Annotated in this window: 11 protein-coding genes; all 11 read right to left on the bottom strand. The window is 46.9% G+C overall.

The genetic code is table 11. The features are described 5' to 3' along the window. Positions 1–71: 71 nt before the first annotated feature. The 11 genes from panB to prfB all read right to left on the bottom strand — a co-directional run bounded on the left by panB (position 72) and on the right by prfB (position 14,868). A complete protein-coding gene (gene panB / locus DHBDCA_RS13955) occupies positions 72–914 on the bottom strand; it encodes a 3-methyl-2-oxobutanoate hydroxymethyltransferase (protein ID WP_015044879.1) in 843 nt (280 codons plus the stop codon). A gap of 208 nt (positions 915–1,122) precedes the next feature. After that, a complete protein-coding gene (uvrA, locus tag DHBDCA_RS13960; RefSeq protein WP_015044880.1) occupies positions 1,123–3,945 on the bottom strand; it encodes an excinuclease ABC subunit UvrA in 2,823 nt (940 codons plus the stop codon). Positions 3,946–4,089: 144 nt separating this feature from the next. Continuing rightward, positions 4,090–6,141, bottom strand: coding sequence for an excinuclease ABC subunit UvrB (gene uvrB / locus DHBDCA_RS13965; RefSeq protein WP_015044881.1), 2,052 nt, complete (start codon positions 6,139–6,141; stop codon positions 4,090–4,092). A 67-nt stretch (positions 6,142–6,208) separates the two neighbouring features. Next, on the bottom strand, positions 6,209–7,258 hold the full coding sequence (locus DHBDCA_RS13970; RefSeq protein ID WP_015044882.1) for a hypothetical protein: 1,050 nt from the start codon (positions 7,256–7,258) through the stop codon (positions 6,209–6,211). 350 nt (positions 7,259–7,608) lie between these two features. After that, positions 7,609–8,790, bottom strand: a complete 1,182-nt coding sequence (locus DHBDCA_RS13975; RefSeq protein ID WP_015044884.1) for a S41 family peptidase — start codon at positions 8,788–8,790, stop codon at positions 7,609–7,611. A 72-nt stretch (positions 8,791–8,862) separates the two neighbouring features. After that, complete coding sequence (locus DHBDCA_RS13980) at positions 8,863–9,996, bottom strand: murein hydrolase activator EnvC family protein (RefSeq protein WP_015044885.1); 1,134 nt, start codon at positions 9,994–9,996, stop codon at positions 8,863–8,865. A gap of 73 nt (positions 9,997–10,069) precedes the next feature. After that, positions 10,070–10,954 carry a permease-like cell division protein FtsX gene (gene ftsX / locus DHBDCA_RS13985; RefSeq protein ID WP_015045409.1) on the bottom strand — a complete coding sequence of 295 codons (885 nt, stop codon included), beginning with the start codon at positions 10,952–10,954 and terminating at the stop codon, positions 10,070–10,072. Next, complete coding sequence (gene ftsE / locus DHBDCA_RS13990; protein WP_015044887.1) at positions 10,944–11,630, bottom strand: cell division ATP-binding protein FtsE; 687 nt, start codon at positions 11,628–11,630, stop codon at positions 10,944–10,946. Before ftsE ends, ftsX begins: the two co-directional genes overlap by 11 nt. A 319-nt stretch (positions 11,631–11,949) precedes the next feature. Next, on the bottom strand, positions 11,950–12,915 hold the full coding sequence (locus DHBDCA_RS13995) for a transketolase family protein (protein WP_015044888.1): 966 nt from the start codon (positions 12,913–12,915) through the stop codon (positions 11,950–11,952). After that, positions 12,915–13,727 (bottom strand): transketolase, encoded by an 813-nt coding sequence (locus DHBDCA_RS14000; RefSeq protein WP_015044889.1) that lies wholly within the window; start codon positions 13,725–13,727, stop codon positions 12,915–12,917. Before DHBDCA_RS14000 ends, DHBDCA_RS13995 begins: the two co-directional genes overlap by 1 nt. Before the next feature lie 33 nt (positions 13,728–13,760). Continuing rightward, positions 13,761–14,868 (bottom strand): peptide chain release factor 2 gene (gene prfB, locus DHBDCA_RS14005; RefSeq protein ID WP_144020282.1). Its coding sequence is split into 2 segments (ribosomal slippage): positions 13,761–14,798 and positions 14,800–14,868, totalling 1,107 coding nucleotides; the frame shifts between segments, so codons are not numbered across the junction. Between the last annotated feature and the right edge of the window lie 64 nt (positions 14,869–14,932).

Below are 14,932 nucleotides of genomic sequence, written 5' to 3' on the forward strand. Positions count from 1 at the left end.
GAAACAAAAATACTGCCAACAACGGTTGTCAGCAGTATCTAAAATTAAACCTTCATATTACTGTATGATTTTTATGCTTGCCTGAGAAGCTTTTCCAATTCCCCATTCATAAAGTTATAATTATGCCCGTCTTCCGGATACTGTTCCCCAACTACATCATTCTTGTAGCTTTCCAAAGCATCCAAGATGATCGAATTCAGATTCACATACTTCTTGACAAATTTGGGGGTGAAAGCGTCAAAGAAACCCAGCGCATCGTGGACGATCATCAGCTGTCCATGAACATATGGACCTGCTCCGATCCCAATAACCGGGATATTTGCTCTTTCAGTAACAATCTTGCCGACTTCAGGCGGAATAGCTTCCAGCAGCAACAGGCTAATACCGGCTTCCTCAAGAATCCTGGCATCTTCAATAATCTTTAAGGCGCCTGCACAATCGCGTCCCTGCGATTTAAATCCACCTAATTGAGCCATAGATTGCGGAGTTAAGCCAAGATGTCCCATGACAGGAATGGTCGCTTTGACCATAGCTTCGACGGTATCCGCCATATTGGATCCGCCTTCCAGCTTGACAGCATCGCAGCCAGCCTCTGCCATAAAACGGCTTGCATTGCGAATGGCTTCTTTTTTGCTGATCTGATAGGTCATATAAGGCATATCGCCGACTAAGTACGCCGTAGGTGCACCTTTACGGACTGCCTTGGCATGTGTGACCATGGTATCCAGGTCCATGCCCAGGGTTGTCTCTTCTCCCAGAACGGTCATCGCCATAGAATCTCCGACAAGTATAATATCGATACCAGCCTTCTCTTCAAGAAGGGCCATTGGATAGTCATAACACGTCAGCATGGTAATTTTTTCACTTAAATTCACTTTGTTCTGCAACGCATTGATGTTGACTTTCGATCGCATTTTCTCTTTCCCTCCAAAAAATATAGGAACGATTCCTTAAAATTATTTACAATATAATATATACCATCTGCCTTCAATTGTCTACCCCCTGCCGACACTTTTCCACAAGGGGAGTACACCAATTAATGACATTGTCGAAAAATCAGAAAAGCTGACACCGTATAAAACGACACCAGCTTTTAAAAATTAATGAATTTAACCTATTGTCCTAAATTCCCAGATGTTTTCCTAAAAACTGTCCAGTATACGAGGCCGGAACCGCGGCGATTTCCTCGGGCGTACCAATTGCGACAATCTCGCCTCCCCGGCTGCCGCCTTCCGGACCGAGGTCGATGATATAATCGGCGGTTTTAATCACGTCCAGATTGTGCTCAATGATCAGAACGGAATCGCCCGCCTCAACGAGGCGCTGTAAGACCTTTAACAGCTTATCCACATCGGCGACGTGCAAACCGGTCGTCGGTTCATCCAAAATATACAGCGTTTTCCCCGTACTGCGGCGGCTGAGCTCCGTAGCCAACTTAACGCGCTGGGCCTCTCCCCCGGAAAGGGTCGTAGCCGGCTGCCCAAGCTTGATGTAGCCTAAGCCAACATCCTGCAGTGTCTGCAGTTTCCGAGCAATCCGAGGTACAGCCGCGAAAAATTCAACCGCTTCAGCAACCGTCATGTCGAGGATCTCCGCAATATTTTTCCCTTTAAAGCTTACCTCCAGGGTCTCACGGTTGTAACGCTGCCCGCGGCATACCTCACACGGGACATAGACATCCGGAAGAAAATGCATTTCAATTTTTATGATTCCGTCTCCCCGGCATGCCTCACAGCGTCCGCCTTTGACATTGAAGCTGAACCGGCCTTGTTTATAGCCTCTGATTTTCGCTTCCGGCGTCTGGGAAAAGAGGTCCCGGATAAAATCAAATAGCCCGGTGTACGTGGCCGGATTGGATCGCGGTGTACGCCCGATCGGAGACTGATCAATGTCGATAACCTTGTCGACATACTCCAGTCCTTTGAGCTCCCGGTAAACCCCGGGACGGACTTTGCTGCTGATTTTGAGTTCCGTCTGAAGTCCTTTGAGTAATATTTCGTTGACCAGCGTGCTTTTGCCCGATCCGGACACGCCTGTTACACAAGTCATTACACCCAATGGGAATTTGGCATGGAGCTGTTTCAGGTTGTTCTGGGCTGCGCCGACTACTTCAAGCCATTTTCCGTTCGGCTGGCGGCGTTCAGCCGGGACTTCAATCTTTTTACGACCGGTTTGATACTGCCCGGTAATCGAAGCTTCACACGCCTTGATCGCTTCCATATCTCCCTGCGCCACAATATGCCCGCCATGGGCTCCGGCGCCAGGGCCGATATCAATGATATGGTCGGCCTCCAAAAGAGTATCCTCATCATGTTCCACGACCAAAAGTGTGTTCCCCAAGTCCCGCAGTTTTTTCAATGTGTCCAGCAGTTTTGCGTTATCGCGCTGGTGCAGACCGATGCTTGGCTCATCCAGCACATACAGCACGCCGGTGAGACTCGAGCCAATCTGCGTGGCCAGACGGATCCGCTGGGCCTCCCCACCTGAAAGTGTCCCGGCGGCACGATCCAGAGTCAGGTAGTCCAGCCCGACATTAACAAGAAAACCAAGCCTTTCTTTGATTTCTTTCAAAACCTGACGCGCAATCATCTGTTCCTTTTCACTTAGAACGATCTTTTTAAAAAAGTCCAGGGACTCCATCACGGTAAGCCTGGTCAGCTCATAGATGGATAAACGATTAATCTTTACAGCCAGCGCTTCCGGTTTCAGCCTCTTGCCCTGACAGGCCGGGCACGGTTTCTCTGTCATCAGACCTTCTATTTCATTCCGGACATAGTCCGAGGTCGATTCCTTATATCGGCGGTTAAAATACGGCACCAGTCCTTCAAAAGGCGCTTTCCAATATTTTAATTCATCAAAGACATTGTAGTAACTGAATTTAATCGGTGAATCAGAGCCATAGACCAGGGCCTGCCACTGCTCCGGTGTCAGATCTTTCATCGGGCAGTCCAGACTGAACCCGAATTTTTCGGCCAGCCCCTGCAGCAGGGCAGGATAATAGCTCGAACTCGATTTCGCCCACGGCACGATTGCACCTTCATTGATAGACTTGCTGCGGTCGGAGATAATCAGATCGATATCTGCTTCCAGATTCGCTCCGAGTCCGGTACACGACGGACAGGCCCCGAATGGGCTGTTGAATGAAAATAGTCTTGGAGCAATCTCGTCGATTGCAATTCCGCAGTCCGGGCACGCAAAATTTTCGCTGAACAGAATCTCTTCCCGACCCACGATGTCGACCAGGACCGTTCCTTCGGCGAGCTTCAGTGCAGTCTCGATTGAGTCGGCGAGCCGGGCGGTGCTGTCGGGCTTCAGGGAAATTCTGTCGACAACCACATCAATGGAGTGCTTTTTGTTTTTTTCGAGAAGTATTTCCTCACTGAGGTCTCTGACTTCTCCGTCCACCCTCACCCGGACGTAGCCGCTTTTTCTGACCTGTTCGAGTGTCCGGACGTGCTCTCCTTTTTTCCCTTTGATTACCGGTGCCAGAATCTGCAGACGGCTTTTCTCCGGATAGGTCAGCAATTGATCGACCATCTGTTGAACGGTCTGCTGACTGATCTCTTTGCCGCAGTTCGGACAATGCGGATGGCCGACCCTTGCATAAAGCAGTCTGAGATAATCATAGATTTCCGTTACCGTTCCTACGGTTGATCGTGGATTGCGGCTTGTCGTCTTCTGATCAATGGAGATTGCGGGTGATAGTCCTTCAATATAATCGACATCCGGTTTGTCCATCTGCCCCAGGAACTGGCGGGCATAAGCTGAAAGGGACTCAACATAGCGTCTTTGGCCTTCAGCGTAAATGGTGTCAAAAGCTAGAGATGATTTTCCTGAACCGGACAGGCCGGTAATAACAACGAGCTTATCCCGCGGAATATCGACATCAATGTTTTTGAGGTTATGGACACGGGCGCCCCGTACCTTGATATAATCCTGGGTCATATATTTCCTCCATAAGGCTTCTAAAGATGATAAGGCTATATTTTTGCTTGATTCTATTCCTTATTTAACATCTATTCTTCCATAATTGCCACGATCTTATCTTACACCAAAAGACAGCAAAAGGGAACATTTGTTCGCATTCATTTACCTTCTTTTTTTGCGGGATCTGTTCTGTTTCTCGGAAGAATAGTTTTTGCCGGATTTAGAGCGGCTGCTCCGTGTCATACCAGCATATTCTCCCTTCAGTTCAATGATCGCATCCCTCAAATCAGCTGCGCGTTCAAAATCCAGTTCCCTGGCAGCCTTAAGCATCTCTTCTTCCAGGACCTGAATGGTTTTTTCCTGTTCCTCAGGTGTTAACTTGCCGCCTTTTTCCCCATAAGCCGTCTTTTTCTCCGCAACTTTCGTCGCTTCAGGCACTTCATAGATCTGCTTGCGAATGGTCTGCGGGATAATCCCGTGTGCTCTGTTATATTCTTCCTGGATCGCTCGGCGACGGTTGGTCTCACCAATCGCGGCTTTCATGGATTCCGTCACATTGTCCGCATACATGATGACTTTTCCGTTGACATTTCGGGCCGCCCGGCCCACAGTCTGGATCAAAGACCTTTCCGATCTTAAGAATCCTTCCTTATCAGCATCAAGGATCACCACCAGCGATACCTCAGGCAAATCAAGGCCTTCTCTTAAAAGATTAATCCCGACAATCACATCTATTTCTCCAAGACGGAGTTCTCTTAAGATTTCCAGCCTCTCAAGGGTTTGAATATCAGAATGAAGATATCTGACATTAATATTCAGCTGTTTCAGATAGTCTGTCAGGTCTTCGGACATTCTCTTGGTCAGTGTGGTCACGAGGATTCTTTCGTCCCTGGCAATCCGCTGCCGGATCTCGCCGATCAGGTCATCAATCTGTCCCTGGGTGGGCCTCACAATGATTTCCGGGTCAATCAGACCTGTGGGCCGGATAATCTGTTCGACAACCTCGCGGCAGTGCTCCATTTCGTATGGTCCGGGAGTCGCACTGACATAGACCCTTTGGGGTACAACTATTTCAAATTCAGAAAAACGCAGCGGCCGGTTATCCATGGCAGAGGGCAGGCGGAAACCATGCTCCACCAGCGTGCTTTTCCTGGAACGGTCTCCCTCAAACATACCTCTGACCTGCGGCAGAGTCTGATGCGATTCATCAATGAACATCAGGAAATCCTTCGGGAAAAAGTGCAGCAAAGTATAGGGTGTTTCTCCTGGTTTGCGGAAGGTAAGATGCCTGGAATAATTTTCAATACCGTTGCAAAATTCCATCTCCCGAAGCATTTCAATATCGTAGCGGGTTCTCTGTTCGAGGCGCTGAGCCTCCAGCAGCTTTTCCCTGGAACGGAAATATTCCAGGCGCTCTTCAAGCTCCTGCTCAATATTTTCAGCTGCCAGCATTAATTTATCACGTTCGGTCACATAGTGGGAGTTTGGAAAAATCGAGATATGTTTTCGTTCTCCCAGGATTTCACCGGTCAGAAGATTCACCTCATAAAGATGCTCGATTTCATCGCCGAACATTTCAATCCGGACTGCCTTTTCATCCGTAGAAGCAGGACATACCTCGACGACATCCCCTCTTACCCGGAAAGTTCCGCGATAAAAGGCGGTATCATTCCGGTCGTACTGGATTTCAACCAGCTTGCGCAGCATCTGATTGCGTTCTATTTCCTGGCCCTGCCGCAAAGACAGAACCATATCCCGGTACTCATCCGGAGAGCCCATACCATAGATACAGGAAACACTTGCGATAACAATGACGTCTCTTCTTTCAAACAACGCAGCTGTGGCCGAATGCCGCAATTTTTCTATTTCCTCATTGATCGAAGCGTCTTTTTCAATGTAGAGGTCATTGGATGGAACATAAGCTTCCGGCTGATAATAATCATAATAACTGACAAAATATTCAACCGCATTCTCCGGAAAAAATTCCTTAAACTCGCAATACAGCTGTCCGGCCAGCGTCTTATTGTGTGCAAAGACCAGGGTCGGTTTTTGAATGCGTTCAATGATGCTGGCCATTGTAAATGTTTTACCCGATCCGGTAACACCCAGCAGCGTTTGGTGCTTTTTACCGGCTAGAACGCCTTCAGTAAGCTTGTCCACTGCCTGGGGCTGATCTCCAGAAAGACTATAAGGAGCCCGCAGTCGAAATTCCATAGAATATCCCTCCATCAAAGACAGTATATTTATTATATCATTTTGTTTTCATTCCCGCATTTTTGTTTCATCCTTGATGGAGGTCCGTCAAAATACTGCTCAGGAGCTCGCTGCGGAAATGGTCCAATCCCCTAAAATTCACGGAGTCATTAATTAGATTTTTTAATTCGAGGCGGTTCTTTCTGTATTGTTCGAGAATAGCTATCAGCTCCGTGCTGTGACCCATCCGGAACCCCTGCTCTTCAATCCGGCAGGGATTTCCTTTCCAGACAGCCAGATTCTTTTCCGGAAAGAGCAAACCGACGATTGTGTACGGTTTTAGCGGATGAACAATGATTTCCATGGCCTGCCCCAGGCATTTAACCTCTTCGAGCAGTACCCGCAGAAGGTGAGCAGACTCTTCACCGTCCAGGCAAATCCGGTCAAAATCCCGAATATATCTTGGAGCAAGATTTAGCCACCCTTCTAATTGAAGGCTATGGAGAAAATAGAACGACAGATTGTTTGCTTTTATTCTGGAAAGGATTCGCGTGATCTCATCAATATGCGGCGAATCATCACCTTGCTGATCGCCTTCCCAGGCCAAAGACAGGACAGCGTCCAGGTTCCTGGTTTTGTTTTGACAGGCGTGGCTATCTTCCTCAGATTCCTCAGATTCCTCTTCTTTTTTTGGCATATAGTCTTTTCTGAGCTGGGCAATGATGTCCTGCTCAATGTCAGCAAGGCTTGCTCCAAGCTGACTGATTTTAGGACCGTGTTCTTCCAGTCTGCTCTGGCGGCAGAAGGAAGAAAAATCAATTTCACGGTGGTACGGGCCGCAAAAATTTATCTGCCAGTTAAATTCATCCTTATCGAGTAAGCATATTTTATGCTTGGGCAGATACAGACCGGCAACTGAATCGGCTTCCCTGATCGACCTGATATAATCAACATCATTCCCACGGTCAATCATCTGGATGCCAATGAGCTTCATCATGGTTGATTTTCCTGTACCCGGGCCGCCCGTGAGAAGATATGTATATTTAATTTCTTTTAGCAGTTCAGGCAGCAGCGATATGTAACCGTAAGGCGTGAATGCCTCAATATAATAATGCCGAATCCCACTTGTGTTCCCCATGATGATTCCTCCAGTTCAATAATGTCTGTGGGATATTCTATGCAAATAGAACAGCTGGCGTTCTCCCGCCAAATCAGAAATGCGATGTTCATTACAATGCTCCGCTCACAGCGAAACTGTGTCCCTCAGACTGATCATAGGGATAATAAGCAGCTCTGCATATCAGGAATTAACTATCTATGTGTATATTTATTCTAAGAATGTATTACTAGAATGAGATTGCTCATTAATAAATCCGCAGCAGAACGGGTTTAATCATTCGTTCCGCTGCGGATTCTATTTTAGAGAAAGACGCCTTCAAATTGACGTCTTCCATCTGACTGAATAAAGATACTGTATCCTTTTCTATCCTACCGGATTTTCTGCAGCAGGACTTCAACCGCCTTGCTCAGCTGACTGTCGAAGACAGGCTCGGTCGGAAGGATGGTAGGCTTTTCTCCTTCTTTAAGTTCGACTTCAACATCAGGCTTGATTCCCAATTTATTAATATCATTTTTCTTCGGTGTAAGATATTTGTCCGTCGTCAGCTTTACGCTGGTGTTGCCATCAAGGGTAAACACGGTCTGCACGACACCCTTGCCATACGTCTTCGTCCCGACCAGGGTCCCGCTTCCGTAATCCTTGACTGCCCCCGATACGATTTCTGCTGCTGAGGCCGTATATTCGTTGGTTAAAATGACAATGGGCATATTGATATATTCAGCAGTCGATTCTTTTGTATCTACGACGCCGTTCCTATTCACAATGTGAACGATCGACCCTTCCGGCACCAAAAAACTTGCTACTTTAATCGCGGCATTGACTTCTCCTCCGTAATTATAACGAAGATCAATAATCAGGCCCTTATATTTGGTCAGATCCATCTCCCGTAAAACCTTCTCAAGTTCATCCCCGGTATTAATGTTAAAACTGGAGATATCAATCAACCCAATATCTGACCTTTCCGGCAGAGAGATCCCTTCAACCGTCGGAACATTGATATAGTCACGGATAAGGCTTACGGTAAATTCTGTCTTCGTCTTCGGCCGGTAAATTTTAACCGTCACCTTGCTCCCGGGCTCTCCTCTTAAGATCGCGACTGCTTCATCCTGGCTGATCGTGGAGACATCGGTCTCGTCAATTTTTGTGATAATATCCCCCGCTTCGAGTCCTGCCCTATCAGCCGGAGAACCTTTGATTGGACGCATAACAACCAATTTTTCCGGATCTGCCGTACTTAAATGTACACCGATCCCTCCAAAGGTGCCCTGAATCGAATTCATCAGCACTTTGTTTTCCTCAGCATCCTGGAAGGATGAATACGGGTCCAGCGAACCCACCATCCCGTCGATTGCCCCGTCAACGAGTCCAGCACGGGATGTTCCATTTAAATACTGGGTGTCAATAAGATAGACCACCCGCATAAGTCTTCCAAGGTGATCATAATTGACCAGTACAAACCCGCCAACAACAAGTGCCAGCCCCAGACAAAATATCAGGCCGACTGCAGCGGCCTGTATAAAAGCTTTTTTCCAATTCACACGATTGAACAAACGTCCACTTCCCTATCAAACTCATTATTCTCTGTTAGTATATGCAGACTTGTACAAGTTAAGTCCAATTGATTAAAAATAGGCCATCGGGTTCGTCGGGGTGCCGTCTTTACGTACTTCAAAGTGCAGGTGAGCCCCAGTACTCCATCCCGTTGATCCAACATAACCGATTGTTTGGCCGGCTACCACTGTTGTCTTGACTGCAACCGCCCTTGAAGACATATGGCCGTAAAGTGTTGAAATTCCATTGCCGTGGTCGATAATAATGGCATTTCCATAGGCGCCGTACCAACCGGAAAAGATCACCGTACCGGATCCTGCTGCTACAATCTTCGCCCCGTATGGTGCACCGATATCGACTCCGGTGTGCAGTTTATACTGTTTTGTTATCGGATGAACCCTGTATCCGAAAGTACTGGTAATATACTTGTATCCTGGAGCAGGCCAGACACTAACTGTCCCAGTAACTCCTCCGGTGTTGTTCTTCTGCAATTCACGGATTTTTGACTCAAGTGCTTTAGAGTCTCTCTCCAGCTTGTCAATTTGTTCGAGCAGCGCTTCCTGATCCTCTTTATTCTCAGCGAGTGCTACTTCTTTTTTTGACTTGCTGCTGTCCAAATAACTCTTAGCTGCTTCCGCCTGTTGTTTTAAGCTCTCCGCCTCATCCATTTTAGCGACTAGGAGTTCCTTCTTTTCATCTAAATCCTGTTTTTGAACACGGATATCACTTAAAATGGTTTGATCATTTTCAACTAGGCAGCTTAGATATTCTACTCTGGAAATGAAGTCGGATAAATCTGTGGATTGGAATAGGACTTCCAGATAGTTTACCTGACCTTCTTCATAGATCGCGCGTACCCGACTGCGCAGAGTATCCTGTCTCCCTTTCAGTTCCTGCTGCTTGGCTGTCACTTCCGTTTGAATCGCCGTTACTTCTTCCTGGGCCTTCGCATGGGCGTTTTCTTTATGATCCAGATCCACTTCAGCGTCAGAAATTTGCGTCGTCAGTTGCCGAATCTGTTTCTCCATCTGTTGCGCTTTTGTCGTTAGGCTATTCAGGTTCCCTTCCGCGTTCTTCTGCTGATTCAGGATCTTTTCCTGCTGCTTAAGCGCATCAGACAGTTCATCCGCGGTCACAGGAAAATTGAAAGTAACCATTAGAGTTAGAACAATCAGCAAAACAACCGGTCTTGTCATTTTAATCATATTTTACGCCATTCCCCCCCAATAAAACTCAAAGTTCGTTAACCTCGACGTCTAAAATCATGAAAAACTGATTTTAAAGGTTCAAAAATTTTCGTACAGAGAACGCACTTGCCAGAAATCCTATGGCAACACCGCCCAGAACCATCAGCAGAAGCACATTGATAATGAACTGTTGACTGCTGACAACAGGCAGGAAACTCAGGGTCGAGATAATATACTGCAGGAGCCAGGTATAGGTAGCCCCAACCAGCGCAACAGCCAGGATTGCCCCGACCATACCAATGACGATCCCTTCGATGATAAAAGGCCAACGAACAAAGGATTTGCTGGCGCCAACCAGGCGCATGATTTGAATCTCTTTCTCTCTGGAATTTACATTGGTTTTAATATTTAAAACAATTAAGAGGAAAGAGGCACAAGCAAATGTGGCAACAACGCCAATCCCGACCCAGCGAAGCCACTGAGTAAAGACAATCAGTTTCTCAACAAAGCCCTGCCCATAACGGACTTTCTCGACTCCGGTCAGCCCGCTTACCTGGGAAGTAATCTCTTCGACGAGACGGGCATCGGTCGTTGTAATTGTAATCTTATCCGGAAATGGGTTCACTCCGCCCAAATCCTCCAGAAGAGAGTCGGAACCCATGGATTCCTGAAACTCTATAATAGCCTGATCTTTAGTGGTAACGGCAACGGTTGCGACACCTTCAAGTTTTTGAATCTGACTTTTTAAATCGGTAATTTGTGATGTCTCCAGATGATCATTTAAAAACACAGCAATTTCTACCTGGGATTCAAAGGTCTCGGCAATGTTCGATGTGTTGACTAAAAAGAAAACCGAATAACCAACGATTGTTAAAGAAATCATCACTGTTAAAATGGATGCGGCACTGAGCCAGAAGTTTCTTTTCAATGATACCAGAGACTGGGTTAGAACATATTTTACTGAGTTAAGTGACAATTCTGTATGCCCCCTCTATGCTGTCATCAACAATCTTACCTTCTTCAATCCTTATTACCCTCTTATTCATTTGTTCAATAATGTACCTGGCATGTGTTGCCATCACGACCGTGGTACCCAGCTTGTTGACATGGTTAAGCAGTTCCATGATACTCCAGGAAGTATCGACATCAAGATTCCCTGTAGGTTCGTCCGCAACCAGCAAAGCGGGTTTGTTAACCAGCGCTCTGGCAATGCAGGTGCGCTGTTGTTCGCCTCCTGAAAGCTCGGAAGGAAAGGCATTCTTTTTCTTAGCAAGGCCAACCAAATCCAAAATCGTATCCGTATTCTCTCTAGTTTCTTTCATACTTTTACCAATAACCTGCTGGGCAAAAGCGACGTTTTCAAACACGGTCTTTGCCGGAAGCAGCTTGAAATCCTGAAAAATAACACCTATTTTTCTTCTGACCAATGGCACATGGCTGGAAGACATTCTGACAAGATTGACATTATCGATGAGTACCTGTCCCCTCGTAGCAATTTCTTCCCGGTAGAGCAGTTTGATCAGTGTCGATTTGCCGGCCCCGCTGGCCCCAACCAGAAATACAAAATCTCCCTTAGCGACGTCAAGGTTGACGCCGAACAGAGCGCGGGCACCATTCGGATAGATTTTAGAAACATTCTTTAGCTTAATCATTCATTGTCCTCCGGAAGACCTATTAACATTTATCTCTTCGACATTTTGTGTTATTTTCCTGTCTAAGAAAGCTAAAAAAATTAAACATTTCCTGAAAAATGGCAATATCTCAGGAATGCACTCCACAATTATTAAATGATAGTGTAAAAAATAAATATATTGACAAATAACAACAGAAATATATTTGATTTCTTTAGGCTATTTTCTGATCCAAATCTTCTTACTATTTTCATCTGCAATTAAAAGAACAAATTGAGCAAAAGTAAAAAGCAGAATACCCTTTTGGGGAATATCCTGCTTTTATTTGTCCTGCAGCTCTTTATTTTTTGGCAATCACTCGTCTTACAGCTTCAACAATGTCTTTCGCTGTAAGATGATACTTCACCAGCAGTTCATCCGGGCGTCCGGACTCTCCGAAAACATCATTGACCCCAACCCGGCAGAGCGGGACAGGACAATTTTCGCTTAGTACTTCTGCCACTGCACTTCCGAGTCCGCCGATAATGCTGTGTTCCTCCGCAGTGACAACTGCTCCTGTTTGTTGCGCGATCTGAATAATGGTCTGTTTGTCCAGTGGTTTAACAGAGGCACAATTGACAACCGCGACATCGCAGCCCTGCCCGCTGAGTTCACTCACAGCCTTCAGCGCTTCCGCTACCATGAGCCCGTTTGCGATAATGACAGCATCTTTGCCGTCTTTCAGGACATTGGCCTTGCCAATCTCGAACTGATAGGAAGATGAATCAAAGAGCACGGGCAGCGCCAGTCTTCCGAGCCGGATATAGACAGGTCCCTGGTATGCTGCAGCAGCTTTGATGACCTGACTTGTTTCCTCCGCATCAGCAGGAACCAGTACCGTCATATTCGGCACCGAACGCATCAGTGCCACATCTTCCACAGCCTGGTGGGAGGCACCGTCTTCACCTACACTGATCCCCGCATGGGTAGCCGCAATCTTCACATTGAGCTTCGGATATGCAATGGAATTCCGGATCTGTTCAAAAGCCCTTCCTGTTGCAAAGATTGCAAAAGTGCTCGCAAAGGGAATTTTGCCCGCCGCTGCCAGTCCGGCCGAGACTCCCATTAAATTTTGTTCGGCAATGCCTATATTGATGAAACGTTTCGGAAATACCTTGGCAAAATCGGCTGTTTTGGTTGACTTGGACAAGTCGGCATCCAGAACCACAATATCCTTGTTTTCTCCGCCAAGTTGCACAAGTGTTTTGCCATAGGCATCCCTCGTCGCTATTTTTTCCGCTTTAATCAGATCAAACATCTCAGCCATTAGTTTTCACCTCTCAGTTCAGCCAGGGCAGCTTCCGCTTGTTCAGGGCTGGGTGCATTTCCATGCCACCCCGCCTGGTTTTCCATAAAAGATACCCCTTTCCCTTTAATGGTTTTGGCGATAATCATCGTCGGTTTGCCCTGGACCTGCTTCGCTGCTTCCAGGGTATCCGTCAATGCTGAAATGTCGTGGCCGTCAACCTCCAGGACATTCCATCCAAAGGCTCCCCATTTGTCGGAGAGCGGAGAAGAATTCATGACTTTTTCCGTCTCCCCGTCAATTTGAAGACCGTTAAAGTCCAGGATGCCAATCAGATTATCGAGCTTATAATGGGCTGCTGCCATTGCCGCTTCCCAAACCAGGCCCTCATTCATTTCCCCATCACCTACGAGACAATATACTTTGTATGTTTTTTGATCAATCTTGCCGGCGAGCGCCATCCCAACTGCAGCTGAAATGCCCTGTCCCAAAGAACCGGTGGACATATCGACTCCCGGAACCTTTTTCATATCCGGATGCCCCTGGAGAAAGTGTCCGGTCTGCCGTAAGTGCTGCAGCTCCTCGCGCGGGAAATATCCCTTTTCAGCCAGAGCTGCATAAAGTACAGGGGCAGCATGCCCCTTACTGAGCACAAAGCGGTCCCGCTCAGGCCATCCAGGATTGGCCGGATCAATATTCATGATCCGGAAGTATAAGACGGCAAGGATATCTGCGGCCGAAAGGCTGCCGCCTGGATGCCCTGATTTAGCTTTTTCCAGCATTTCGATGATGTCCTGACGTATCCTGCAGGCGATTTCTTTTAAATCTGACATGGTATAAAGCTTCCTCCTTTGCTTGGTCACAATTTATTTATTCTGTCCGACAATTTGCTGAAGATAAGCCGTAACATACGGATCAATTTCCCCATCCATCACTGCATTAACATTCCCTGTTTCATAGCTGGTCCGATGGTCTTTGACCATGCTGTAAGGATGAAAGACATAGGACCGAATCTGGCTCCCCCAGGCAATATCATTTTGCTCCCCACGAACCTCAGATATTTCCTCTTCCTGTTGTTTTCGCTTTAATTCCAAAAGCTTGGCCTGAAGAACCCGCATGCAATAAGCCCTGTTCTGAATCTGTGAGCGCTCGCTCTGACATTGAACAATAATTCCGGTAGGCAGGTGTGTGATCCGTACAGCAGAATCCGTCTTATTGACATGCTGTCCGCCGGCTCCGCCTGAACGGTACGTGTCAACCTTTAAATCTTCCGCATCAATGGTTATCTCTGCATCATCAGTGACTTCAGGAATCACATCGACGGAGGCAAAGGAAGTATGCCGCCGTCCGGAGGCATCAAAAGGAGAGATACGAACCAGACGGTGTACCCCTTTCTCACATTTGGCGTAGCCGTAGGCATTCTCCCCGGCCAAGGAAAATGTTACACTTTTAATTCCTGCTTCTTCTCCCGGGAGAAGATCGAGTGTCTCGACTTTAAATCCCCGGCGTTCACCCCAGCGTACATACATCCTGTACAACATCTGCACCCAATCCTGGGATTCGGTTCCGCCTGCGCCGGAGTGCAGGGTAATGATCGCATTATTACTGTCATAAGGTCCGCTGAGCAAAATCTCTAGTTCCAAATCAGCAAACTGGTTTTTCAATTTAACAATGGTGTTTTCAATTTCCGATTCCAAAGAAATATCGTCTTCCTCCACAGCCAGCTCCCAAAGTGCAGCGATGTCCTCGATCTGATCCTGGAGCTGTTGATGGACTGTCACCTTATCCTTCTCACGGGTCAATTCCTGCATGACTTTTTGCGCTGAAGAAGGATCATCCCAGAAACCGGGTTTGTTGAGTTCGTCCTCAAGCTTGGCAATCTTTATCTGACGGCCAGCAACGTCAAAGGGAAACCCTCAAATCTGCTAAACGCATTTTTAGATTCTCAATTTCTTTTTTCCAATCGGCAAGCATTTTTCCACCCCTAGATTATTTTTTCCACTGCTTATTAAAGTAAAACAAATCTGTTTTGTCAACA

The sequence above is a fragment of the Dehalobacter sp. DCA genome, assembly GCF_000305775.1.
GTDB lineage: Bacteria > Bacillota > Desulfitobacteriia > Desulfitobacteriales > Syntrophobotulaceae > Dehalobacter > Dehalobacter alkaniphilus.

Bases quoted from the DNA above. Each gene is read 5' to 3' on its own strand.
- DHBDCA_RS13980 (WP_015044885.1), bottom strand. From the start codon at position 9,996: ATGATTAAAATGACAAGACCGGTTGTTTTGCTGATTGTTCTAACTCTA.
- uvrA (WP_015044880.1), bottom strand. From the start codon at position 3,945: ATGACCCAGGATTATATCAAGGTACGGGGCGCCCGTGTCCATAACCTC.
- DHBDCA_RS13970 (WP_015044882.1), bottom strand. From the start codon at position 7,258: ATGGGGAACACAAGTGGGATTCGGCATTATTATATTGAGGCATTCACG.
- DHBDCA_RS14000 (WP_015044889.1), bottom strand. From the start codon at position 13,727: ATGTCAGATTTAAAAGAAATCGCCTGCAGGATACGTCAGGACATCATC.
- panB (WP_015044879.1), bottom strand. From the start codon at position 914: ATGCGATCGAAAGTCAACATCAATGCGTTGCAGAACAAAGTGAATTTA.
- DHBDCA_RS13995 (WP_015044888.1), bottom strand. From the start codon at position 12,915: ATGGCTGAGATGTTTGATCTGATTAAAGCGGAAAAAATAGCGACGAGG.
- uvrB (WP_015044881.1), bottom strand. From the start codon at position 6,141: ATGGAATTTCGACTGCGGGCTCCTTATAGTCTTTCTGGAGATCAGCCC.
- ftsE (WP_015044887.1), bottom strand. From the start codon at position 11,630: ATGATTAAGCTAAAGAATGTTTCTAAAATCTATCCGAATGGTGCCCGC.